Annotated in this window: 26 protein-coding genes, 1 tRNA gene and 1 pseudogene; 25 read left to right on the plus strand and 3 right to left on the minus strand. The window is 68.5% G+C overall.

The features are described 5' to 3' along the window. Positions 1 to 375 precede the first annotated feature (375 nt). Positions 376 to 1,116 carry a GntR family transcriptional regulator gene (locus WN71_RS03860; protein WP_046587223.1) on the minus strand — a complete coding sequence of 247 codons (741 nt, stop codon included), beginning with the start codon at positions 1,114 to 1,116 and terminating at the stop codon, positions 376 to 378. Between the two features lie 204 nt (positions 1,117 to 1,320). Between WN71_RS03860 and WN71_RS03865 the strand changes: the two genes are divergently transcribed. The 8 genes from WN71_RS03865 (at position 1,321) to WN71_RS03900 (ending at position 6,842) form a co-directional block, all read left to right on the plus strand. After that, a complete protein-coding gene (locus tag WN71_RS03865) occupies positions 1,321 to 1,671 on the plus strand; it encodes an SCO3933 family regulatory protein (protein ID WP_046587221.1) in 351 nt (116 codons plus the stop codon). Next, a complete protein-coding gene (locus tag WN71_RS03870) occupies positions 1,668 to 2,990 on the plus strand; it encodes an FtsK/SpoIIIE domain-containing protein (RefSeq protein ID WP_079177628.1) in 1,323 nt (440 codons plus the stop codon). The genes WN71_RS03865 and WN71_RS03870 overlap by 4 nt, the downstream gene beginning before the upstream one ends. Positions 2,991 to 3,002: 12 nt before the next feature. Beyond that, entirely contained in the window at positions 3,003 to 3,197 is a 195-nt protein-coding gene (locus tag WN71_RS03875) for a hypothetical protein (protein WP_046587219.1), read from the plus strand. A 35-nt stretch (positions 3,198 to 3,232) separates the two neighbouring features. After that, complete coding sequence (locus WN71_RS03880) at positions 3,233 to 3,523, plus strand: hypothetical protein (RefSeq protein ID WP_046587217.1); 291 nt, start codon at positions 3,233 to 3,235, stop codon at positions 3,521 to 3,523. Positions 3,524 to 3,627: 104 nt separating this feature from the next. Then, positions 3,628 to 3,888: a hypothetical protein gene (locus WN71_RS03885; RefSeq protein WP_046587215.1), complete on the plus strand. Its 261-nt coding sequence runs from the start codon at positions 3,628 to 3,630 to the stop codon at positions 3,886 to 3,888. Then, positions 3,885 to 5,255, plus strand: coding sequence for a replication initiator (locus tag WN71_RS03890; RefSeq protein ID WP_046587212.1), 1,371 nt, complete (start codon positions 3,885 to 3,887; stop codon positions 5,253 to 5,255). The genes WN71_RS03885 and WN71_RS03890 overlap by 4 nt, the downstream gene beginning before the upstream one ends. Continuing rightward, the gene (locus tag WN71_RS03895) at positions 5,245 to 5,457 is read left to right on the plus strand and encodes a helix-turn-helix transcriptional regulator (protein WP_046587210.1); all 213 of its coding nucleotides are present in this window, start codon (positions 5,245 to 5,247) and stop codon (positions 5,455 to 5,457) included. The genes WN71_RS03890 and WN71_RS03895 overlap by 11 nt, the downstream gene beginning before the upstream one ends. Further along, entirely contained in the window at positions 5,454 to 6,842 is a 1,389-nt protein-coding gene (locus WN71_RS03900; RefSeq protein WP_046587208.1) for a tyrosine-type recombinase/integrase, read from the plus strand. The genes WN71_RS03895 and WN71_RS03900 overlap by 4 nt, the downstream gene beginning before the upstream one ends. 275 nt (positions 6,843 to 7,117) lie before the next feature. Here the strand turns inward: WN71_RS03900 and WN71_RS41735 are convergent. Further along, positions 7,118 to 7,200, minus strand: a tRNA-OTHER gene (locus WN71_RS41735). A 2,221-nt stretch (positions 7,201 to 9,421) separates the two neighbouring features. Here WN71_RS41735 and WN71_RS03905 point away from each other — a divergent pair. Together WN71_RS03905 and cutA are read left to right on the plus strand one after the other, a co-directional pair. Further along, positions 9,422 to 10,114 (plus strand): GntR family transcriptional regulator, encoded by a 693-nt coding sequence (locus WN71_RS03905; RefSeq protein ID WP_046587205.1) that lies wholly within the window; start codon positions 9,422 to 9,424, stop codon positions 10,112 to 10,114. Positions 10,115 to 10,134: 20 nt separating this feature from the next. Beyond that, positions 10,135 to 10,467 (plus strand): divalent-cation tolerance protein CutA, encoded by a 333-nt coding sequence (gene cutA, locus WN71_RS03910; RefSeq protein ID WP_046587258.1) that lies wholly within the window; start codon positions 10,135 to 10,137, stop codon positions 10,465 to 10,467. Position 10,468: 1 nt separating this feature from the next. On the opposite strand, the gene WN71_RS03915 is transcribed toward cutA, so the two are convergent. Then, a complete protein-coding gene (locus tag WN71_RS03915) occupies positions 10,469 to 11,839 on the minus strand; it encodes an NsdA family TPR-like regulatory protein (protein WP_046587203.1) in 1,371 nt (456 codons plus the stop codon). 384 nt (positions 11,840 to 12,223) lie between these two features. Between WN71_RS03915 and WN71_RS03920 the strand changes: the two genes are divergently transcribed. From WN71_RS03920 to WN71_RS03990, 15 genes and pseudogenes are all read left to right on the plus strand, one after another. Continuing rightward, positions 12,224 to 12,523 (plus strand): hypothetical protein, encoded by a 300-nt coding sequence (locus WN71_RS03920; protein ID WP_206300010.1) that lies wholly within the window; start codon positions 12,224 to 12,226, stop codon positions 12,521 to 12,523. Further along, entirely contained in the window at positions 12,520 to 13,515 is a 996-nt protein-coding gene (locus WN71_RS03925; protein ID WP_046587201.1) for a DUF2637 domain-containing protein, read from the plus strand. Before WN71_RS03920 ends, WN71_RS03925 begins: the two co-directional genes overlap by 4 nt. Next, a complete protein-coding gene (locus tag WN71_RS03930; RefSeq protein WP_046587199.1) occupies positions 13,512 to 14,162 on the plus strand; it encodes a GGDEF domain-containing protein in 651 nt (216 codons plus the stop codon). Before WN71_RS03925 ends, WN71_RS03930 begins: the two co-directional genes overlap by 4 nt. Then, the gene (locus WN71_RS03935; protein ID WP_046587197.1) at positions 14,162 to 14,545 is read left to right on the plus strand and encodes an RRQRL motif-containing zinc-binding protein; all 384 of its coding nucleotides are present in this window, start codon (positions 14,162 to 14,164) and stop codon (positions 14,543 to 14,545) included. Before WN71_RS03930 ends, WN71_RS03935 begins: the two co-directional genes overlap by 1 nt. 77 nt (positions 14,546 to 14,622) lie before the next feature. Continuing rightward, on the plus strand, positions 14,623 to 16,854 hold the full coding sequence (locus tag WN71_RS03940; RefSeq protein WP_046587195.1) for a cell division protein FtsK: 2,232 nt from the start codon (positions 14,623 to 14,625) through the stop codon (positions 16,852 to 16,854). 139 nt (positions 16,855 to 16,993) lie between these two features. Beyond that, on the plus strand, positions 16,994 to 17,269 hold the full coding sequence (locus tag WN71_RS03945; RefSeq protein WP_046587191.1) for a hypothetical protein: 276 nt from the start codon (positions 16,994 to 16,996) through the stop codon (positions 17,267 to 17,269). Next, the gene (locus WN71_RS03950; protein ID WP_046587189.1) at positions 17,266 to 17,460 is read left to right on the plus strand and encodes a hypothetical protein; all 195 of its coding nucleotides are present in this window, start codon (positions 17,266 to 17,268) and stop codon (positions 17,458 to 17,460) included. The genes WN71_RS03945 and WN71_RS03950 overlap by 4 nt, the downstream gene beginning before the upstream one ends. Before the next feature lie 12 nt (positions 17,461 to 17,472). Further along, positions 17,473 to 17,958, plus strand: a complete 486-nt coding sequence (locus WN71_RS03955; RefSeq protein ID WP_046587187.1) for a hypothetical protein — start codon at positions 17,473 to 17,475, stop codon at positions 17,956 to 17,958. A gap of 16 nt (positions 17,959 to 17,974) precedes the next feature. Further along, positions 17,975 to 18,196: a hypothetical protein gene (locus WN71_RS03960; protein WP_046587185.1), complete on the plus strand. Its 222-nt coding sequence runs from the start codon at positions 17,975 to 17,977 to the stop codon at positions 18,194 to 18,196. Further along, a complete protein-coding gene (locus tag WN71_RS03965; RefSeq protein ID WP_046587182.1) occupies positions 18,193 to 18,975 on the plus strand; it encodes a deazapurine DNA modification protein DpdA family protein in 783 nt (260 codons plus the stop codon). The genes WN71_RS03960 and WN71_RS03965 overlap by 4 nt, the downstream gene beginning before the upstream one ends. Before the next feature lie 16 nt (positions 18,976 to 18,991). Further along, entirely contained in the window at positions 18,992 to 19,456 is a 465-nt protein-coding gene (locus tag WN71_RS03970; protein WP_046587180.1) for a hypothetical protein, read from the plus strand. A gap of 89 nt (positions 19,457 to 19,545) precedes the next feature. After that, a complete protein-coding gene (locus tag WN71_RS03975; protein ID WP_046587177.1) occupies positions 19,546 to 20,445 on the plus strand; it encodes a bifunctional DNA primase/polymerase in 900 nt (299 codons plus the stop codon). Next, positions 20,442 to 21,599, plus strand: coding sequence for an AAA family ATPase (locus tag WN71_RS03980; protein WP_052743077.1), 1,158 nt, complete (start codon positions 20,442 to 20,444; stop codon positions 21,597 to 21,599). Before WN71_RS03975 ends, WN71_RS03980 begins: the two co-directional genes overlap by 4 nt. Further along, the gene (locus tag WN71_RS03985; RefSeq protein WP_046587175.1) at positions 21,596 to 21,790 is read left to right on the plus strand and encodes a helix-turn-helix transcriptional regulator; all 195 of its coding nucleotides are present in this window, start codon (positions 21,596 to 21,598) and stop codon (positions 21,788 to 21,790) included. The genes WN71_RS03980 and WN71_RS03985 overlap by 4 nt, the downstream gene beginning before the upstream one ends. Beyond that, positions 21,787 to 22,681, plus strand: a pseudogene (locus WN71_RS03990) (tyrosine-type recombinase/integrase); the annotation flags it as partial. The gene WN71_RS03985 and the pseudogene WN71_RS03990, both read left to right, overlap by 4 nt.

Here is a 22,681-nt window from a genome sequence, read left to right on the forward strand (position 1 = left end):
CCTGCGGGTATGAGAAACGCGAGGTCGGCGGAGCGGCTTTGGGCTGGAGCTGCTTTGGGGCGAGTGATCATGGCCCCGTAAGCTTCCAGCGAGTCGGGCAGTCTGTGGACCTGCCCGTTAAAGCACGACGTTGGGGCCATGATCTTAGAGGCTCGCCCCAAAGTGGCTGCCTAAAGCCGCGGAGCCGACCGCCCCAGCCACAGAGGGTGCCTCCCACTTCATGCCCGCAGCCGCCGAGCGCGCCGCCGGGCGCGGCCAGCCGGGGCGCAGACAGGAGGCGGGCCGCGCCGCAGAGGCGGCGCGCGCCCGCGCCGTGCGCGGGCCTTGATGACGTAGAGAAAGTCTGAGCCAACTCGGGCCCGGCTGCCGTTTCGGCTACAGCCTGAAAGAGAGTTCCAGCTCGTCGCCCGGGAGGTGGAACTCTTCCAAAGCCAAGGGCTTGTCCGACGCGGTCAGCGTCACGCGGAGGATGTGGAGCAGCGGGACGCCGTCCGCCAGGCGTAGGGCCTGGGCCTGGTCCGGCAGTGGCATTCGGGTGCGGACGTACTCCGTGAAGTGGAGTTCGTGGCCCAGGTCGGCGAGCGCCGTGTAGAGCTCCGGCGCCGGCGGTGGGGCCTCCTCCTCGTACTTGGTGTCGAGCAGTACCGAGAACGGGATGTACGTGCGGTGCAGTTGGCGGAGGCGGCCGTTGTCCGCGGTTTGTAGGGCGTCGTACGTGTACATCGGCTCGCCCGGCGGGATGCGGAGCAGGTCCGCCAGCGCGAGTGGAGCGTCGGTGCGGGTGGCTACCGACGCCTCTGCGTCTGCCCAGCGGATGCCGTCCGCCTCGACGTAACGGCCCTCCGGCGTGCGGCGCACGCCGCGCGGGCGTGTGTGGCTGGGGCGGTTGTGCGGGGAGCGGGCGAAAGTGCCTCGGCCCATGATGGCCTCGACCAGACCTGACGCCCGAAGCTCGCTGAGCCCTTGGCGGACTGTGGGGCGCGTCACGCCGAACTGCTTCGCCAACGACTCCTCGGACGGGAGCGGTTGGCCGGCAGGGAAGGTGCCGTCCAAGATGCCTTCGCGCAGGTAGTCGGCGATCTGCCGGTACTTCGGCTGCGTGTTCTTCGGCGGCATGCGGGCCCTCCGTGGCCGTGGCCTCTTCGGCTGTCCGGGAACGAAGACAGCTTGTCCGCGTTCGCGGACAGCATCGCTCATCGGCAAGGCGGTTGACAACCCGTACTACGGGTGGTCAGTCTTGTATCCGCAACCCGTACTACGGGTTGTATAGCAGCCCGGAGGATTCGCCTTCGGGTGACCTGAGATGAGGAGAACCGATCAGTGACAAGCCTTCCGATCGACACCGCGAAGTTCACGGGGATCATCTGCGCCGTTCCCCCGGCTCCGCGGGTCGCCAACCGAGAGACCGGTCAGCTCCGCGTGGACCGCGAGACCGGCAAGACCATGTACCAGGTCGGCCTCTGCCTGATGGCGGGCGCGTCGGCCGACGTCGTGAACGTGAGCGTGGCCGGTGAGCCGGGCGGTGTGCAGCTCGGCATGCCCGTGGCCGTACGGGACCTGGTTGCGACGCCCTGGGAGAACGAGGGGCGGCACGGGATCGCGTTCCGTGCGGCGGAGATCCGGCCCCTAAGCGCCCCCGCCACCTCGGCCGGTAAGGGGGCCGGGCAGTGAGAGAACTGGCCTCCGCCCCTACGGCCGGTACGCACTGGCCGAGTTGGGTCCTGGTGGTGGCCGCAGTGCTGGCGTCGGGTCTGCTTCTCGCAGGCCCGGCCCTGCGCCGCCGCTATCCCGTCGCCTGGTGGCTGTTATGCGGGTTCCCGGTCGTGGCCTTCCGGGTCGTGCACACCTGGCGGCCCCTGATGGCCGGGTGCGGGCTCGCCGTCAGTCGTCGGCCGGCCCTGACCGTGGTGTCCGGGCTCGTCGGCAAGGGTGCGCCTCCGCCGCAGCCGCGGGTTCCGCGACGGGGGCTCATACGCCCGACCGCCGGCGGCTTCGTACTCCTGGTGCGATTACTGCCGGGCCAGGTGCCCGAGCATTTCGTCAAGGCGGCTCCCGCCATGGCGGAGAACTGGCAGGTGCACGCGGTCCGCGTGACCTCCTGGAAGCCGGGGATCGTACGGATCGTCGCCTCGGCGGCCGACCCGCTGACCGATCCGCGGATCCCGAAGCAACGCGGGCCCGGTCATCTGCTCCGCGTGACCGTGGGCGCCCTGGAGACCGGAGCCGCCTGGGTCGTCGACCTACGGCGCATCCCGCACTGGCTGATCGTCGGGGCCACCCGCTCCGGCAAGTCGACCCTGATCAACGCCCTCGTGGCCGGCCTCGCTCCGCAGGCAGTCGCCCTCGTCGGGATCGACTGCAAGGGCGGCATGGAACTCTCCCTCTACGAACCGCGGTTGTCCGCCCTCGCCACCAATCGGGAGCAGGCCGTCCGGCTGCTGGCCGCTCTCGTCGACCTGACGCTCGACCGCATGACCCTCTGCCGGGTGGCCCGGGTCCGCAACATCTGGGGCCTGGCGGACAAGGAACGGCCGGTCCCCGTCGTCGTGATCGTCGACGAGATCGCGGAACTCTTCCTCGTCGCGAGCCGGAGCGAGAAGGACGAAGCGCACGCGGCCGGTACGGCGCTCATCCGGCTCGCTCAACTCGGTGCCGCGCTCGGGGTGTTCCTCGTCGTGGCCGGCCAGCGCGTCGGGTCAGACCTCGGGCCCGGTGTGACCGCCCTGCGGGCGCAGTTGGGCGGGCGCGTGTGCCACCGGGTCGCCGATCCCGGCACGGCCGAGATGGCGCTCGGTGATCTCAACCCCGACGCACTGAAAGCGGCGCAGGCCATCGCTCCGGAGCAGGCCGGTACCGCCGTCCTCGCCTCCGGCGACGGCTGGGAACGCGCCCGATCCCACCTGATCACGGAAGCGGAGGCGGAAGCCGTCGCCGCCGAGTACGCGCACCTGACTCCCGTCCTGTCCGAGCTGCACGTCGAAGCGCTGTGAGAGGGGCCTGTCGTGCTGGTGTCCATGTCGGCCGTGCTGCTGCTCGGCCTGGTGATCTGGTTCCTCCTGCGCATCCGCTACCTGCGCTGGGCCGACACGCTGCTCTGCGGAGCCTTTGGCTTCCTGCTCGCCCGGACCGTGGCCGCGCCTGTGGTTCAGGGCCTCCTCGACGGCGTGAACGGCTTCCTCGGCCAGTTCCGCTTCTGACCCGCCCAACCACTCACCCGTTAAGGGGACTTGCTGTGTCCGATTACGTCATCCGCTCCGGTGACCGCGCCGCGTTTCTCGCCGGTCTGCGGGAGCTGGTCGAATTTCTGACCGCCAATCCGGCTGTCGTCGTACCGCGTTACGCGTCCTTCGCCGTCCTGGTCGACGCCTCCGACTCCGCCGCTCGCCGCGACGGCGTGGAGTTCGTCGCCGCTCCGCTCGGGGTGCCGGCGGCGGACAACGGATCGGGCTACTTCGACGCCTGGCTCGACTTCGGGCCGATCTCGTACGGCGCCGTAGGGGTGCCTCCGAAGGAACGGCAGTGATCGCCCGTACGACGGGCTCCCGACGGGGCGCGAAGTCGCCAAACCCGACCCCGTCAGGAACCCACTCCATCCGCCACGTGAGCAGTGAAAGGAGTACCCACACTTTGTCCAACGCGCATCAGTCGCGCAAATCCCCGCCGCTTGAGTGTGATCTCAGGCAGCGTGACGCGCAGGTCACCACCTGCGCCGGACGGGAACAGATCGTCCTCGTCCAACTCGACGGCACCGAGCAGTGGTTGTGCCCCGCGCACGCCGCCGCCGTGTGGCTCACTGACCCGACCCTTCGCTTCAGCGCCAAGACCCGTCCTGAAGGGATCTCGGCCGTGATGGCGCAGGCGTTCGGGGACGGGGGTGGTCGCCGATGACCACCGCCCTTCCTCAGAGCGTCGCCGCTCTCATCGCCCGGTCATTGGAGCCGGAGTTCGCGGCCTGGCGGCGGAACATCGTCCGCCTCGGCGGCTGCACCAACCCGATCCACCTGGTGGGAGCGGCAACCGTCTACGACACGGCGAGCGGGGCCGCCCTGCTCTCCTACGGCTCGGATGCCTACGGCGGTCGGCTGCTCGCGGCGTGCGGCAATCGGCGGGCTGCCGTCTGCCCGGCCTGCTCGGCGCTGTATCGGGCGGACACGTACCAACTCGTCCGGGCCGGTCTCGTCGGAGGCAAGAGTGTTCCGGAGGCGGTGAGCGGTCACCCTCGGGTGTTCGCCACGCTCACCGCTCCCGGGTTCGGGCCCGTGCACACCCGTCGTGAGCGGGACGGGCAGCCCGCGGCTTGTCGGCCTCGGCGGGCTGGGGAGCTGTGCCCACACGGGACGCCGGCCGGATGCCGTGAACGGCACTCGGCGGACGACCTCCGGCTCGGCGAGCCGCTCTGCCCGCGCTGCTACGACTACGCGGGCGCCGTCCTCTGGCACGCCTTCGCCGGTCGGCTCTGGCACCGGTTCGGGCTGGAGTTACGGCGGGAGGTCGCCCGTCGAGTCGGGTTGTCCCGGACTGACTTCGCCGAGGTCGCCCGACTGTCGTACGCCAAAGTCGCCGAGTATCAGCGGCGCGGCCTCGTCCACTTCCATGCTGTGATCCGACTCGACGGGCCGGACGGACCCGACTCGGGGCCGCCCGACTGGGCGACGGTCGGGCTGCTGGTCGACTCCGTGCCGGGCGTGGTCGGGCGCGTGCAGCTGATCGGTCCTGGAGCGGGGGTCATCGGGCCGCGGGCGCTGCGCTTCGGGGCCCAGGTCGACGTGCGGCCGGTCGTCTCGTACCTGGGCGAGTCGGGGGAGCGGCCTGCTTCTCCTGGCGCCGTGGCGGGCTACATCGCCAAGTACGCCACCAAGGGAGCGGAGTCCGCCGGCGCCGTGGACGGCCGTATCCACAGCGCTCGGGACCTGGTCCTCCTGCCGGTACGGGCGCACGTGCTCCGCATGATCGCCACGAGTTGGTGGCTGGGTGGATTGCCGGAGTTCGAAGCGCTCGGGCTGCGCCGCTGGGCGCACATGCTCGGCTACGGCGGCCACTTCTCCACCAAGTCCCGGCGCTACTCGACCACGCTGACCGCGCTGCGGCAGGCGCGCACCGACCACCGGGCGGAGCAGCAACAGGCTTCCCTCGGCCTGGTCGGCGTGCCGGCGGTCACGGTCGGCCGGTGGCGCTACGCCGGGCGCGGCTACTCGCCGGATGCCGCGCTCCTGGCGGCCTCGGTGCGGGAAGGCGGTGCTTCCCATGGCGCGTGAGACCCGCGGTAAGGCTGCCGAGCTGCTCACCGTTCGGGAGGTCCTCGACGAGCTGGGTGGTATCTCCCGGCGCACCTTCTACCGCTGGCGGGAGCTGCGCCTCGCGCCCGCCTGCATACGGCTGCCGAACGGAGAGCTCCGGGTTCGGCGTGACGTGTTCGATCACTGGCTCGACGAACGGGCGGAGGGGGCTGCGCGGTGAAGTCGTACAAGGTCGTCATCTGGAAGCTAAGCATCAACCGCTCGGCGAAGAAGCCGACTTACCTCGTCCGGTGGTCCGTTGGCGGCGAGCCGTTCCACGAGTCGCACAAGACGCAGGCGCTGGCGGACCGGTTCCGCGCGAAGCTCCTTCGGGCTGCTGATAAGGGCGAGCCGTTCGACACGATCACCGGGCTGCCGGACTCGCTGCGGAGCGGGAAGACGGCGCTGTCGTTCCTCGACCTGGCGGTCAAGTACGTGGATGCCCGATGGGCGGACGCGTCCGCCAAGCAGCGGGACAGCGTGACCGATGCCCTGGCGACGGTCGTTCCCGCCTTGGTCAAGCCGGGGCGGGGGCGTCCCGCTCCGGAGGTACTGCGGCGGGCGCTGCGTTCGTATGTTCTGCCGATTCCTCGTCGGGAGCGTGAGCGGCCGGAGGAGATCGCTGCGGCCGTGCGGTGGATCGAAAAGGCATCGCTTCCTGTGGGGGAGTTGCAAGAGATCGCCCGTGCGCACGAGCTGATCGAGGCGCTGAGCCGGAGGCTGGACGGCAAGCCTGCGGCGACGCAGACGTATCGGCGACGGCGGGCGGTGGTCTTCAACGTCCTTGAATACGCCGTCGAACTCGACCACCTGCCGTCCAACCCGCTGAGCCGGGTCCGGCGCAAGCGGGGCAAGCGGCCCTTGCAGGAAGTCGACCGCCGGGTAGTGGTCAATCCGCGACAGGCTCGGGAACTGCTCACGGCGCTCACGTACGTGGGCGGCTACGACCGGGCCGGCGGGCGGAGGCTGCGGGCGTTCTTCGCGTGCCTGTACTACGCGGCCATGCGACCGGGCGAGGCGCTCGGGTTACGCCGCTCCGACTGCACGCTCCCGGCTACCGGCTGGGGCCGCATCGAGCTGGCGGAGACCCGGCCGACCGCGGGGAAGGCATGGACGGACTCCGGCGAGGCGCACGACCGGCGTGGGCTGAAGCAGCGGGCCGAGGGAGAGGTGCGCATCGTGCCGATCCCGCCTCCACTGGTGCGGCTGCTGCGTGACCACGTGAAGGAGTTCGGCACGGCTGATGACGGGCGGCTGTTCTTCAGCGAGCGGGGAAACGTGATCGCGGCCTCGTCCTACGCGCGAGCGTGGAAGCAGGCTCGGGAGCTGGCGCTCGTGCCCGATCAGGTGTCGTCGGTCCTGGCCTTCCGGCCGTACGACCTCCGTCACGCGGGAGTCTCCCAGTGGCTCAACTCCGGGGTGCCGGCGCCGGAGGTCGCTGCTCGTGCCGGTCACTCGGTGGACGTCCTGCTGAAGATCTACGCCAAGTGCATCGACGGTCAGGAAGCGGCGATGAATGACCGGATCATGAGGGGGCTGGGGGAGGAGGGCGAAGCCCCGGCCTGACGCGTCGACGTGACCGATATAGGGGAGCCCCGGACCGGGATGGTTCGGGGCTCTCGTGCGCCCGTCCACGTATGGTCCGCAGGGCCATCCTGGGCGGGCTGAAGAACGGCCACTGACCTGCGGAGAGACCCGTCAAGATCATTACGTCGTCATTACGTGATCACTGGCAAACGGCTGCTTTCGGCGGCATCCGGCTGCGTACGGCCGTAGATACGCGAAGACCCCGTCCTCAGCGTTCTCGCTGGTGGCGGGGTCTTTGGGCACCTCATTCAAGGTGCCCCCGGCAGGATTCGAACCTGCGCACACGGCTCCGGAGTGGTTGCGGCATTCAAGATCTGAAGTCTTGCTGACCTGCGGCGGAGCGGGATCGGGCAAAGCGGGGACAGCGACTGTGTCGGAGGTGTGTCGCGTACTTCCTGTCGGCCCGCCCCTATTAGGTCCTTCCGGATCACCGTGTTCGGGCAGCGACATGGGAGTAGGAGGCCGAGCCTCTTTCCTTCGCTCTAGGGCACGCTTCTGGAGTAGACACGCTGTCGTAAACCGAGAATGAGGGGTTGGCCGTGGGGGGAGCAGCCCATGAGCCGCGTCTCCTTGTCCAAGCGTGGGGTTGCCTAGTTGGATGTACTGCTATGGCGGGTGCGGGTCTTGAAGGCGGCGGGCCCCGTGCGCTGTTCCGCCCGCATGTGCAGGGGGAATCCTGTTGGGCTTGGGGAGTATCAGAGGGGCGAGGGCTGGGCAGTCGGAGTTGCTGGGACCTGGGGGGATGGATGGGCACGTTTGTAGCGACGCTGTTGGGTGCCGCGATAGGAGTTGCAGGAACTTTGCTGATAGAGCGGTTCCGTGCGCGAAACGCCGAACGGCGAGCAAAGGGAGCGGCTCGGGCTGAGGCGTATATCAGTTTCATCGACGCGGTGCATGCGACAAGTGGACGCCTGCGGACACTTGCATTGGAAATAGCCACTGTGCCGGAAGCTGAGAAGTTTACGCGAGCGCGAGAAGTGTTCCGTGATGGTGGTTTATATTCAGCACGAGAGAGGGTGATTCTCTTTGCACCGGAGAGAATAGCGCACGCGGCCGATGTCGTTTTCACGAGCTTACGGGATCTGCGGCAAGTCGTAGCGGATGGGCGTGGCGTAGACGATCCGGCCTACCTTGCCGAGGTCGAGAACTACGCGGCTGGTCTTGGGCAGTTGCGGTCGTTGATCCGAGAAGACCTCGGGGAAGCGCCTCTGCAACGTGATGTCTCCTGGTGACGATCAGTTCTGTTGGCCTGTGCAGTCATCACGACCGCTGCCGCACGGCACGGCACGGCACGGCACGGCACCAGCTATACCTGCAGGTGTTTGAGTATGGCTCCGGAGCACAATCAGTGTTCGGCTTGCGAATGGGCTCTGAGCATTCGGTTCCTTGATCACGCAAGGTGCGGCGAGGCCTTCTGTATCGCAGGTGGTGCGTAGCGGGCAGGTGGGTAGGTCTGTAGGGGCCGCGGTGCGCCCTCGTTGAAGCAGAGAGCGTCGCGCCGCCCAGTAGCGCTGCGGTCTCTGCCGGCCGGGCAGTGCTTCGTTGATGCCGCCCCTTATCACAAACAATAGTTGGATGGCGGCTTTATTCGTTGATCCGCTCTGCGGGTGGTCACTTTTGATAGCGTGCAAGTGGCAGGCCATTCCGTGCGAGCCGACATGTCGCATTGGAACTGGATGATCCGTGAACCACGACCCGGACTCCTGCCTCCGACGTCCATCTGTGGCGCCTATTAGGCGCGCCGCCTGACAACTCCCCCTTGCGTAACCCTGAGTTTTACTGTCGGCGTGGATCTCAGTTCTGACCGCTTTAAGATGCGGTCGAACTGAGTGGATTCACCCGAGTTCGACCGCCGATTAGAAGGTGTCGACCGGGTGGATTCCCAGATCATTCTCTCTTTGTTGGCCGCTTCCGGAGTAGTTACGATCCTGTTGTTTGTTGTACGGGGATTCCTTGACCAACTCCCGGATCTCTTTGCGGCTTGGCGGCGCGTAAAGAGGGCGTACAGGGCGGATGCGCCGCCAGTAGATGAAGGTCGGGACGCGGAGAATCGCGGGGCGGACGTGCGGGAGTGATGAGCGCGCGATCAGGCGAGCAACTAGGGGCGAGTGACCTTGGAGGCTCGCCCCGCAGCTGTGGCGGCTGTCCTCTCGACCCGGGTTGGCGGGTGCGTGGCGTCGTGCCGTGCGCGGGGGAAGCGGCCCTCCCTGGCAGGGAGGCGCCGACCCCTGCCATGCACTCCTCGCGAGGCGGGCAGGTCGGATGTCGCCTCCGGCTCCTGCGCCCATTGAAACGTCGGCTCCGCCGCCGGGCTGTAACACCCCCGGAGTGTTACAGCCCGGCGATGACCGGACAGCCCGGACACCTGCCGGACGAGCTGTCCGGGATATCTATGCAGGTGAGAGGCGTAACCGGACGGGCGGACAGGCGGATAGGCAGGAATCTGGGGCCGATCGCTGTCCGATTCAGAGATGAGCTGGCCTCGTCGTCGGTGCCAACTGGGGGCGTAGCCTTGGGCCGGGTAGTGCTCTGTGATCGCGTCCAGGAGAAGGGGCTCAATGGGCCGGCCAGCGACAGCCTCGACAAGGGTTGCGGAGGATCTGAAGCGTCGGATTGAGGCGGGGGAGTTGCCTGTCGAACGCCCCATTCCTTCGGAAGCGGCCCTCGCCGAGGAATACGGCGTGGCACGGATGACGATTCAGAGAGCGCTCGCGACACTTGAGCAGGCGGGCGTCATCGAGGTCGGCAAGGCAGGCCGGCGGTTCCCCAGGTCCAGCGACCCGGTTGAGCGTGTCGGTTCCAGGACTGAGGAGTTGGCCGGGCTGCTCAGCAAGGAGATCAGCGCGGGCGATCCACCCGCGGGGGCACGAGTGGCCAGTGCTGTGCAGCTTGCGGAACGCTTCCAGATCACGCGAGGGACCGCCCAGGCCGTCCTCGTTGAGCTGGAGCGTCGCGGCGTTGTCGTCAACGTGCAGGGGCGAGGACGCTTCGTTCCTGCGGAGAATGAACCAGCCGCGACGAAGGCCGCGCAGCTTGCCGAGGGTTTGCGTCGCTCGATCGGTACCGGGCAGGCACCCGCTGGGAGCGCAATCCCGGCCGAGCGGGAACTCGCTCTCCTGCACGGGGTGTCGCGTGGCGTAGTGGGCCGTGCTCTCAAGATGCTTGAGGGCGAAGGGCTGGTTCAGCGGGGGACCCGAGGCGAACGCGTTGTGTCTGAGGTCGCAGATGGGCACCCTCGTAGCCAACCATGAGCGGGGATAGGCTCGTTGCCATGACTGACTTCGTTCAGGTGAGCACAGCTACGGCGAGCCGCGCGGAGGCTGAAGAGCTGGCGCGTTCGGTAGTGCAAGCGCGACTTGCGGCAGGAGCCCAAATCATTGGCCCGGTGGTCTCTGTGTTCTGGCATCTTGGCGAGTTCGGCACCGGTGAAGAGTGGCAGCTCGTGTTCAAAACCCGAGCGGACCGGTACCCGGACCTGGAACGACACCTTCTTGCGAACCACCCTTGGAAGAACCCCGAGATCGTCGCCGTACCCATCCTGGCTGGCGCCGAGGGCTACCTGAAGTGGGTGCATGACACGACCGCCGATGCTTCGGCAGGTTGAATCACTGCTGAGCCTTTTCCATGGTTTCGGCAACGGCGGCGAGGCCGCGATGAGCGGTCAATGCCTGTAGCACCGGAGCGATTTGCTGGCGCGGTCGCACAGATGCCACCCCGGCTGAAAGGTCGAGCACGCGGCCCGCGACAACGGCTGCTTGCTCGATCTCTCCACCCGCGAGGTACGACTCCGAGAGCCAGGACAGATACAGGGCCTTGTCTCGGGCGTGGGTGTCGTCGAACTCGGAGAGGACGGATTGCAGGATGGGCACGGCCCGCAAGGGGCGCTGAAGCTCCGTCCAGCACCGGCCGGTCATGATGCGGAGTTCGTTCCGGTCCACCCAAGTCACCCAGTCGGGCTGAGGGTCCCCATCGTTCTCTGAAAGCGCGTCCTCGGCGGCACTCAACGCACGCTCGGTTTCATTGGCGTTCCCGGCGACCGCGTGAGCCCAAGCCAGACGCTCGTGAAGCAGCGCGCGAACACCCCGGGGAGCGTCAGCGCCGGCGGTCCGGCAAGACTCCGTCGCAATGGCGACAGCGGATCGACGGTCCGCCCCAATTTTCTGGTACGCCAGAAAGGCAAGCGCGTTTCCGGCGAGCGAGGCGTCGGACGCTTCCAGAGCCGCTTTGTGGCTGGTCTCATAGAGTTGCGTTGCCACAGGGTGGTTTCCTGCGTCGAAAGCTGCCCAACCAGCTTGCTGGGCTTGCTCAGACAGGACGGAGAGAAGACCCCGACCGGTGGCCTCTGCGTAACTTCCTTCACGCAACAGACTCTTGGTTGCTTCGTACTCGCCGAGGTATACGGTGAAGGTATCGCCGCCGCCGAGAATGTCGTCCAGTCGGCGTAACCGTGCGGTGCGCTGGCGCAGTAGATCGGGAGTGGACCGGCTGATCTGTCGTCCGGCCGTGAAAGACGTGAGATCCGGTAGCCCCACGGCCAGTCCGGCGCCCACCGATGCGCGGAAGAAGTCCCTGCGAAGCACTGTTTCGTCTCCATCCCCTGTACTGGCATTCTGGATCGCAGATGAGGCGATGTTGCCAGCAACAAGCGGCTGTTGAGGAATCGGGTTTAGCTTGAGTGATGCATCCGTTTCCCATGGGCGGGGCGCAAGACCGAGCATTCGCCCCGGAATTCGTAGAGCGTCAGCGATCTGTACGATCTTCTCGTAGGTCGTGATGTTGCCGATTCCGCGTGCAAGAGTGCCCACTCTCTCGGGCTTGATCTCGCAGGCTTCGGCCATCCTTGAGTAGCTGATTCCGCCCCATTTGCGCGCGAGAGCGAACAAGGCCCCGAAGTCATGTCGCGCGATCGCGGCGCGCACGTCTTCGCGGCTGAGGACGTGCGGCGGTAATGCGGCCGGCGATTGGTTGACGGTCATCGCGTATCCCCATTCACGCCTGGAGTGACAGTGTGTCGCGTGGACCTGGCCGGGAGTGTACCCATCATGGGTACCCCTCTCGCGGGGAAGAGCGAGAGCCCGGTGCCCCGGCATCCTGCTTGCTGAGCGCCAGAGTTGGCCTCGCAGAGCGGTCCGGACGTGATGAGAGTGGAGCTGTAGGCGCCGCGAGACGCGCCACCAGTGCCACCGCATCCCGCAACTTCTCTCGGGGTCGAACCCTTGACGGCTCGTTAGTAGTCTGGTTCTGTGTTGCACAGTACCAGACTGTTAATGCTCGGCGAGCACATGCCCCGCGGCGGGACTCCCCAGCAAGGTCGTCCGCCACTGGGCTTCTCCCTGCTTCATCGACTCAGGAGACTGTCCATGCGCACGTACATCGGTCATCAACAGGCCGTCTCGGCCGAAGACTTCGTGGAACTCGCCCTGGGAACCCCGGTTGAGTTATGGCTCGGGGTGGACGGCGAGAGCGACGAAGAGCGCGCGGCTCGTCTGGATGCGGCGCGTGACATCCTCGCCGACCCGGAGTTCCGCAACCTGCCGGACGACGTGGCCCGCATCGCCGCTGAGGTGATCGAGGCGCACGCCCCGGAGCTCTTCAACGTCGTCCTGTTGGCGCGTCCGGCGAGGCGTCGCCGGCCCTCCCGACGGGGGGCCGCGGCATGACGACCGCAACTGAGACGGCGCGGCCGGCGGTACCGTCGCTGACCAGGCCGGAGAAGGGCCTCGCTGGATTCGGTGCGCTCTCCGCGGCCGGGGTGGGCGCCCTGGGGCTGATCGCTTCCTTCGACGCGGTCTCCATTGCTGCCGCGCGCTGGGGTTTCGTCGCTCCTTGGATGTTGCCGGTCGGGATCGACGTGGCCATTCCGGTGTTCACCGTGGCCAACCTCCTGTTGATCCGTATGGACATGGCTTTGGCCTGGGTGCGCTTCGTGCCCTGGGTCCTGACGCTGGTCACTTGTGGGTTGAACGTCGCGGCCGGACGCTCACTGCCCGCGAAGGTGGCGCACGGCACGATGCCGCTGCTGTGGGTGGTGTTCTCCGAGATCGGCGCGCACATGTACGCCGTACGGATCGGTGCCGCGACCGGCCGACGAATGGAGAAGGTGCGGTTCTCCCGTTGGATGCTCGCGCCGCTGTCGACGTTCGCTCTGTGGCGGCGGATGACGCTGTGGGAGATCACCTCCTACTCGGAGGCGCTGAAGCGGGAGCGCGAGCGGCAGTTGGCCCGTGCCCGGCTGCGGGAGCACCACGGCCGACGGTGGCGGTCGAAGACCCCGCGCCCGGAACGCGTGCTGCTGAAACTGGGCGAGCTGGCGCCGGCGAGCGAGGACGTTCCGCCCGCGCCGTCGCAGCCGGAGGAAGTGACGCCGGAGCCGCCCAAGGCGCCGCGCAAGCGCCCGGCCAGCACTAAGGGCAAGGCCAAGTCGGCCAAGGCGCCGCGTACCCCGGCCGAACTCCTTGCCGAGGCGCGTAAGGCCACGGCCGAGTGGGCCGATGACGCGATCAACGCCGAAGCCATCCGCACCACGCTGCACTGCTCTGCCGCCAACTCCCGCGTACTGCGCGACCTGCTGCTGAACGACCGGGCCGAAGGGCGCCACCTGCACACCCTCGACGGCGACGACAGCGAGGGAACCGAGGGGGCGGCGGCATGAACACCGTGCTGAGCATGCTCGCCGCGGCGGCTCCGGTCGCCTCCGGATGGACGGCACACACGCTGTGGCTCCGGCGGCGCCTGGACGTCGCCCGCCGTGACCCGCTGACCGGGCTCTGGACGCGTGACGCCTTCACCCGCCGCGCCACCGCTCTGCTGCGGGACTCGCGTGCGGTCGTGGTGCTGGCCGACGTCGACCGCTTCAAGCAGATCAACGACACCTTCGGCCACGCCGCCGGAGACGCCCTGTTGAAGGCGACCGCGGACCGGCTCGCTCGCTACGTCGGCCGTGCCGGGGTGGCCGGGCGGCTCGGGGGCGATGAGTTCGCCGCCGTTCTGATCGATGACCACGGCACCGCCGGGGACATGCTCGCCGTACTGCATGGCGTGCTCGCCCGCCCGGTCGACGGCCAGGACCCGGCCGTACGCACCACGGTCTCTCTTGGCTGGGTACGTGTCGCAGACTTCCCTGGCGACGACCTGTCTGCTCTGCTGCGGCGGGCGGATGAGGCGATGTACCTGGCCAAGCTGGGGCGCGCCGGCACCCGACGGGCGGGACTGGGACGGCTGTTCGCCACCGTCACCGGACGGCGCGCCGGCCGCGCCGGGGCACGTACCGGTGGGCCGGTTGTGGGGGTGGCTGCCTGATGGCCGCCTATGGCAAGTGCTTCGACCCCTCCGGCGCCCGGTTCGGCATCCCCACCTACCCGTGGAGGTTCGCCCCGGACGGCTACGCCACCCGCCGACAGTTGCGAGCGTCTGGGCTGCGGCCGGGCGGACAGCCGGTCGCCGCGCAGGTGATGCGGAGCCACCGCGGCCGCAAGGCCGGGGTGCAGGTCGCCTACCTCTACCGCGTTGACTGCGCGAAACCGGTCCGGCCGATGACGTCGCGCAAGTGGGGCGCACTCGCGCTCGCGATGCTCGCCCGCCGCACCTGCCCGAAGTGCCGGATCACTTACGACTACTGCCTCCCGACCTCGCTCGGGCTGTGCATCTCCTGCGCCTACCCCGAGGAACAGCGCGCCGCCTGACCCGCACACCGGGGCCCGGCCTTGCCCGCCAAGACAGCGGCCGGGCCCCGCATCCTCCCCGAGAGAAGGAATCCTCAGTGAAGCACCCCGATGACGACAACGAACTCTTCAACCGGCTGGAAGCCGAGTTAGCCGCCGATCCGGCGGGTGACGTGGTCGACCTGAACAAGGCCCGGTCGGCCCGCAGCGAGTCGGCCGACTTCGGGGCCGACCGGTCGGCCGACTTGCAGCCGACCGAGTCGGGCGACCCGAGCGAGGGGGAGTCGGGCGACTCTGCCCCGGCGATGGTCGACCGTCCGGCCCCCGCGCAGTCGGGTCCCGGTCTAATCGACCGCATCCGCGACTCCAAGCGTCTGGACGTCCTGCCCGCGTGGCTGAAGTCGGGCCCGGAGTTCGCCGACGCGATGCGCTGGCTGGCCGGGCACGTGGGGCACACCGTTGCCTTCCACGCGGTCCGCGTGCCGTTCCTGTACGTGCCCAAGCTGGTCTGGCGCTCGCCGCTCGGCCTGATCAACGCCCTCGCCAGGATTGGACGTTGGGCCATCGACGCCGAGGGCGAGCCGCTGCGCCAGGCTGAGGCGCGCCGGGAGAACTCCGAGCTGTACCTAAAGCTGTCTCGCCAGCGTGACCGGAGGGTACGGCTGCGGATGCTTGTCACCGTCCTCGCGGCGCTGTTCGTCCTGGGTATGAGCCTGTTCCTGGTCTTCGGTGCCGAGACGCGCACACAGGTACTCGCGGCCACGGTCGCCGTGCTGATGCTGGGCTGGCTCGGTGCGCCGGCGGATGCACCGCTGGCCACGCGTGCGGTCATCAAGACCGAGGTGCAGAAACTGACCAGTGACATCGTGGTCAAGGCCATGGCGTCCATCGGCATCGGCCAGATCGCAACGGCGGTCGCCAAGGGCCAGGACGGCATCAAGTTCGTCGCCCCGATCACGCGCGAGGGACCGGGCTGGCGTGCGGACATCGACCTGCCCTTGGGCGTGACGGTCGCCGACGTGGCCGACCGGCGTGCCCGGCTCGCCTCCGGCCTGCGTCGCCCGCTCGGATGCGTGTGGCCGGACGCCGACCCCAGCGAGCACGAGGGACGGCTCATCCTGTGGGTGGGCGACCGGGACCTGTCCAAGACCGGCATCGTCAAGTGGGGGCTCGCCAACTCCCGCAAGCACGACGTCTTCAAGAAGATCCCGTTCGGCATCGACCCGCGAGGCCGTGCTCAGTCCGTGCCGATGATCCAGCACAACATCTTGATCGGCTCGCTGCCCGGCCAGGGCAAGACCGCCTCCGTGCGGGTGCTGGCCTGCGGCGCCGCCATGGACCCATCCGTGGAACTGTGGCTGCACGAGAACAAGGGCACCGGCGACCTGGACGCCCTGGAGTGCGTCAGCCACCGGTTCGTCTCCGGCATCGACGACGACTCGATCAAGTACGCGGCCGACTCCCTGAAGCTACTGCGCGAGGAAGTCATGCGCCGCGCAGCTGCGATGAAGAAGCTGCCGCGGGACCTGTGCCCCGACAAGCGCATCACCCGGACCATCGCCGACAAGCGCTCGCTGAAGCTGTGGCCGCTGGTCGCCGTGTTCGACGAGTGCCAGAACCTGTTCGCCCACCCCAAGTACGGCAAACAGGCAGGTGACGACGCCGAATTCATCATCAAGCTCGGCCGCGCCCTCGGCGTGGTCCTCATCCTGGCAACGCAGCGCCCGGACAAGGAATCCCTGCCGACCGGGATCAGCGGCAACGTCTCCATCCGCTTCGCCCTCCGGGTCGCCGGGCAGGTCGAGAACGACATGATCCTCGGCACGTCCGCCTACAAGAACGGCGTCCGCGCCACCTCGTTCCGCCCGGAGATCGACGCCGGTAACGGCTACCTCGCCGGTGCGACCGCGCTCCCGGTCGTCGTGCGCACCGCCTACCTGGACGACCCGGCCACCAACGCCATCGCCCAGCGCGCGCACGCCCTGCGCAAGGCCGAAGGCACCCTGTCCGGGCACGCCCTCGGAGAGGACCCCGAGGCCGCAGCCGGTCCGTCCTACGACCTGCTCGCCGACGTCGCCGCGATCGTGCCGCCATCGGAAGAGCGGGTGTGGAACGAGCGGATCGCCGTCCGGCTCGCCGAACTGCGCCCCGAGGTCTACGGCGGCTGGAAGGGCGAGAACGTCACCAGCACGCTCAAGCCGCACGGCATCAAGACCCGCGACGTGGCCGGCGTGACGGATGACGGCACCCGCACCACCCGCCGCGGCATCGTCCGCGCCGACCTCACGAAGGCGATTGCGGAGCGTGACGAAAACCGGGGTGCCGCCTAGCCCTGGCCGCTGCTACCGGTAGCACCTCGCCCTGCTACCGGTAGCACCCCCGCTAGCGACCCATGTAGCACCTGATCTGCGATCTAGTGGATAGCAGCCCACCTGCGAAAACCCTGGAAACCGCCTGGAAAGGCCCCTCATGACCCCCATCGCCCTTGCTATCGCCTGCCTGATGCTCGTCACGCTCGGTTATGTCGGAGTGTGCACGGCCAGCCCGTTCGGCACCTGCCGCAAATGCAACGGCTTCGGCTTCGCCATGGACACCGACCGCAAAGGCAGGCCCAAGCGCGGCAAGAGCTGCCGCCGCTGCAAGGCCACCGGCAAGCGCATACGCGCCGGGCGCTGGATCTACAACCGCGCCCAGCGGATCTACCGCGAAGGCACCGACCCCCGCCGCCCGGAAGGCACCCGATGACCCTCACCATCTCCGCCGTCCTGCTCTTCGGCGCCACGTCCGCCTTGGCCATCAAGACCAAGTCCGCCGGAGGCTTCGCCGCCACCGTGCTCTTCCTGTTCGGGTTCTTCGTCGCCGGAACCGGCGCCTACGGGCCCATCCACAACCTCGTCCAAGCCGCCGCCGACGCCCTCACCCAGCTCGGCAACTGACCGGAGGAACCAGTGAACAAGCCCACGTCCACCCCGCTCACGGAGGACGAAGCCGCCACCGAAGCGGCCCGGATCATCGCCGACGCCTACCGGCCCGTACCCGCCACGCTGACCGCCTACCGCGACGACAGCCCCCTGCCTGCCTACGGCGCCGCACCCCCCGTCGCGCAGCCGGGCACCCCGCCCATGTCTCAGCGGGCCGTCGACACCGGTCGGCTCATGCTCACGGCCGGACTGGCCAGCGTGCCGCCCGGACTCATCGCCATCGGCGTTCTCATCGCCTCCCGGCACGCCGACCCCACCGTCATCGGCATGGTCTGCGCCGCTCCCGCCGCCATCGCCGTGCCCATCCTCGCCCTCGCCCGGCTGTTCACCCGCGTCGCCGAAGCCGTCCCCGACGAGCACCACCACCACTACAACGGCCCGGTCCGACAGGAGAACACCACCACCCACACACGCGGACTGATCGCCCGCACCCGCAACGAGCACCATGGCTGACAGGAGAAGCACCGACGTGAGCGCGATCCTGATCGCCGTCGCGGCGCGTATCGCCGCCGCCCTGAAGATCGCCAATGGCAACAGCGAGCACGAGACGGCGATGCGGCTGTTGAAGGTCTCCGAGGAGGCCGGTGAAGCATCCGCCGACCTCACCGCCAAGCTCGATGCCGTCGCCCGACGGCTCGGCACTACCGGACTGCCCTGCACCTCGACAGCCGGACAGACGGAGGCGCAGTGAGGTTCTTCCTGGGAGCCCACCAGCCGCAATGGCTCGGCAGGGTGGACGTGCCGCTGTTCGTCTCCTACCGACGACTTGTCGCCCGGCGCACGCTGCCACGTGCCTCAGCTCCGTGGGCCCTGGACTCCGGCGGCTTCACCGAACTGTCCATGCACGGCACCTGGCGTACCGATGTTCGTACCTACCTCGCCGCAGTCCGCCGCTTCCGCGACGAGATCGGCCGCATGGAGTGGGCCGCGCCTATGGACTGGATGTGCGAGCCCTGGATCACCGGACTGACCGGCCTGAGCGTGGCTGAGCACCAACGCCGCACCATTGAGAACTTCCTGGTCATACGCGAGGCAGCCCCTGATCTGCCCATCATCCCAGTGCTCCAAGGGTGGGAACTGGATGACTACCTCGCCTGTGCCGACGCTTACGAGCGGTCCGGCATCGACCTTGCGGCCGAACGCGTCGTCGGACTCGGATCCGTCTGCCGTCGCCAGGCCACCGGCCAAGCCACGGTCATCGTCACCACGCTCGCCGAACGCGGCCTGAACCTGCACGGCTTCGGCTTCAAGACGCTCGGCTTGCGCAGCTGCGGGGCCGCCCTTGCTTCGGCCGACTCGCTCGCCTGGTCCTACGACGCTCGCCGCAAACCCCCGTTACCCGGCCACAGCCACAAGAACTGTGCCAACTGCCTCCCCTACGCCCTGAAGTGGCGTGCCCGAACCCTCAACACCCTGCCGTCCTGGCACCAACCGCCCCTCGGAGACAACGCCCCCTACCACGCTGCCTGAAACAGGAGATCCACTCATGTTTGAGATCCGCATCATCTGCGACCCGGCCGATTCGGACCGCGTCAGCACGGCCCTGGCAGCCGCCTTCACCACCGGTTCGGCGCGCCAGCACCCCACCCGCGACGGCCAGCGCACCCGCCTGTACCTCACCGCGGACCACCGACCCGAACCGGAGCCTTTGCCCACGCCGGAAGAGGCGTACGCGCTCGCGCCGAGCATCATCAGCGAGATCGGATGGACCGCCCGGACCGCAGCCGACCGGCCGTTCTACGACGGGCTGAACCGTGAGTTCTGGCTTCGCAAGGCCGCGCTGTTGGATCGCATCGCGCTGAGCGACGAAACCGACAGCGACCTCAGCGGCGCGGCCGACCTCGCCACCCGCGCCGCCCTGCGGCTGATCGAGCTGGACGGCACGGCCGCGATCTCCGACCCGCGCCACTACGTCCGGCAGCAGTACGCCGCTTGGGCCAAGCGCCAGTAACAACGCCGCGGCGGCGGGACTCCCCAGCAAGGTCGCCCGCCGCCGCGGTTCTCCCTGGCCATCCGAAGACAGACAGGAGAACCTCCAGCATGCCGTACCCAGACGGCTCAGCCCAGCTCACCGCCGCGCTTGACGCAGCGTCGCGAGACTGGCGCGTGTTCCCCCTCATTCCTGGAGACAAGCGTCCGGCCGTCTCCGACTGGGAGAGCCGCGCCACCACGGACCCAGGGCGCATCACCCGTGCGTGGTCTGTCGGTGCCTTCAACGTCGGTGTCGCCACCGGCCCTTCCGGCCTGATCGTCATCGACCTGGACAAGCCCAAGCACCCCGCTGACACCCCGCCGGCCGCGTGGGCCCAGCACGGCGTCACGGACGGAGCCGACGTGCTCACCGTGCTCTGCGCGCGCCATGGCCAGCCCTTCCCCTGCGACACCTACACCGTCCGCACATGGAGCGGCGGCACCCACCTGTACTTCCTCGCACCCGAGGGTGAGCCCCTGCGCAACACTGCTGGGGACAGCGCCCGCGGGCTGGGCTGGAAGGTGGACACCCGCGCATGGGGTGGACTCGTGGTCGGCGCGGGCAGCACCTTCGCCGGGCGCCCGTACGTGGTCACCCACTCCAAGCCCGTGGCACCCCTGCCGGACTGGCTCGCCGAACTCCTGCGCCCGGCGCCGCTACCCCCGCAGATGCCCATCACGGTCGCCGTCGCCGGGCACGGCCGGCGCACCGGCTTCCTTCGCTCCGCAATCAACGGCGAAGTGGAGCGGGTCACCGGCTCCGGCTCGCACGAGCACAACAACGCGCTCTACGTCGCCGCGGTCGCCCTGGGACAGCTTGTCGCCGGGGGAGACCTGAGCGAAGCCGACGTCACCGGTTGGCTCCTCACTGCCGCGCTCCAAGTCGGCCAGGGCGAGCGCGAGGCCCGGCGCACCATTGCCTCCGGCCTACGGGCCGGAGCGCGGCGTCCTCGGACGGTCGCGGCATGAGCGCCAACCCCATCCCGCCTCTGCACCTGTACTCCGTGCCCAGCGACCCTCAACCGGCGCCCACAGCGCCGCCGAAACGGGAGCGCCCCCGGACCGCATGGACTGCCGACCAGCTCATGGCCGCCAACTTCCCCGAACCGAAGTGGGCTGTACCCGGCATCCTCGCCGAGGGCGTCAGCCTGCTCGCCGGACCGCCGAAGGTCGGCAAGTCCTGGCTCTCCCTCGGACTGGGCCTGTCCGTCGCCGCCGGCGGCACGGCGTTCGGCTCCGTACCCGTCCAGGGCGGACCGGTGCTGTACCTCGCCCTGGAAGACACCCCGCGTCGTCTTCAGACCCGCATGGGCAAACTCCTGGGAGGCCAGCCCGCACCCGCCGGCCTGACCCTGGTCACCGAATGCCCACCCTTCCCCCAGGGCGGAACCGAGGCCATCGCTCAGTGGCTGGAGCGCAACCCCGACGCCCGCATGGTCGTCATCGACGTGTTCGCCAAGATGCGCGGCCAGTCCCCGAGCGGAGTCTCGGCCTACGACGCGGACTATGTGGCCGTCGGCTATGCCAAGCGGCTCGCTGACCACTACGGCGTGGCCGTTGTCCTGGTCCACCACGTACGCAAGGCAGGCTCCGAGGACTTCCTCACCGAGGTCTCCGGCACCAACGGCATCGCCGGAGCCGCTGACGCCACCCTCGTACTGAAGCGGGCCCGCGGCCAGGCAGACGGCATCCTGCACGTCACTGGCCGCGACGTGGACGAAGCCGAATACGCCCTCAGCTTCCAACCCGCCTCCGGCGCCTGGCACTTGCTGGACGGCCCGGTGTCCGACCACACCGTCGGCGACACCCGCGCAACGATCCTGCGCCACGTCCGAGCCCACCCCGGAGCCAAGCCGAAAGACATGGCGAGCGAGCTACCGAACGTCGACCTGGACACCATCCGCCGTACCTGCAACCGCATGGCCGACGCCGGACAGCTCACCAAGGACCCCAGCGGCCGGTACTACCAGGACACCGGTACCCGGACCCAGGGCACCCAAGAGGTGTCCGCACTGTCCGGCTGTCCGGTTACCCCATCTGACCGGCACAAACACCCTGGACAGTCGGAGATGGAGCTGTCCGGGCTGTCCGGTGCGGACGAAGCCGAAGGGATGGCGGGATGAGCGCCCATACGCGGGACGAAAAGATGACCGTCAAGGAGGTCATCACCGATCTGAAGGTTGCTCCGTCGACGTTCTATCGGTGGCGCCAGCTCGGGAAAGGGCCCCGCTCGATCAAGCTTCCTAACGGTGACGTGCGGATCCGGCGGTCGGAGTACGAGCGTTGGCTTGCGGAGCGGGAGGACGCTGCGTGAGCACTGAGAACGGCACTTCCGGGCGGCCGCGCGGGTCCGCCCGGCCGGGTTACTCCTTCGACGTCAAGCTGTGGAAGGTGACCAAAACCGGGCGTAAGTCACGCCCGTGGCGCCTCCGGTGGGTGGTCGCGGGGCGGGTGCACGGCGAGACGTTCACCACGTCGGCTCTGGCGGAGAGCCGACGGTCCGAGCTTTGGCAGGCCATGAACCGGCGTGGTGAAGCGTTCGAGATCGAATCGGGATTGCCGGAGTCCGAGGTGCGCGCGGCGGCCGAAGTCACCGAAGCAGCGGACGCCGAGCCGCCGTTGCGGTGGTTCGAGTTGTGCCGGAAGTACGTGGCCGGGCGGTGGCGTACGGCTGCGGCCAAGACTCGTGAGGGCATGGCGGACGGTCTTGCGGCTGTGACGCTCGCCATGGTCAAGCGTGGGGACGACGCTCCCGACGACGAGACCCTTCGGCTGGCCTTCCGATGGGGGATCGTGCCCGCGAATAAGGGTAAGGACCCGCCGGCCGAACTCAAGACCGCGTACGACTGGGTCACGACGGCCGATCGGCAGTTGGGTGATCTGGCCGATCCCGAGGTGTTCGAGGATGTGCTGTACCGCCTCAGCTACAAGCTGGACGGCACTCCGGCCGCGGGCGACACGTACAAACGGCGGTGCCGCGCTCTGAATACCGCTCTCGAACACGCCGTGGTCGCGGGGGAGCTCCCGGAGAACCCCCTTCAGCGCGTCCGCCGGAAGCACGTCGGCTCCAATGAGGTGGTGGACCGTCGCGTCCTGGTGAACGCAGTACAGGCCCGACAGTTACTCACCGCTGTCTCCTATGTCGGGTCATGGGATCGCTGCCGCGGAAGGCGCCTAGCCTCGATCTTGCATGACGGCCCGCCAA

This window comes from Streptomyces mangrovisoli, assembly GCF_000974985.2.
GTDB lineage: Bacteria > Actinomycetota > Actinomycetes > Streptomycetales > Streptomycetaceae > Streptomyces > Streptomyces mangrovisoli.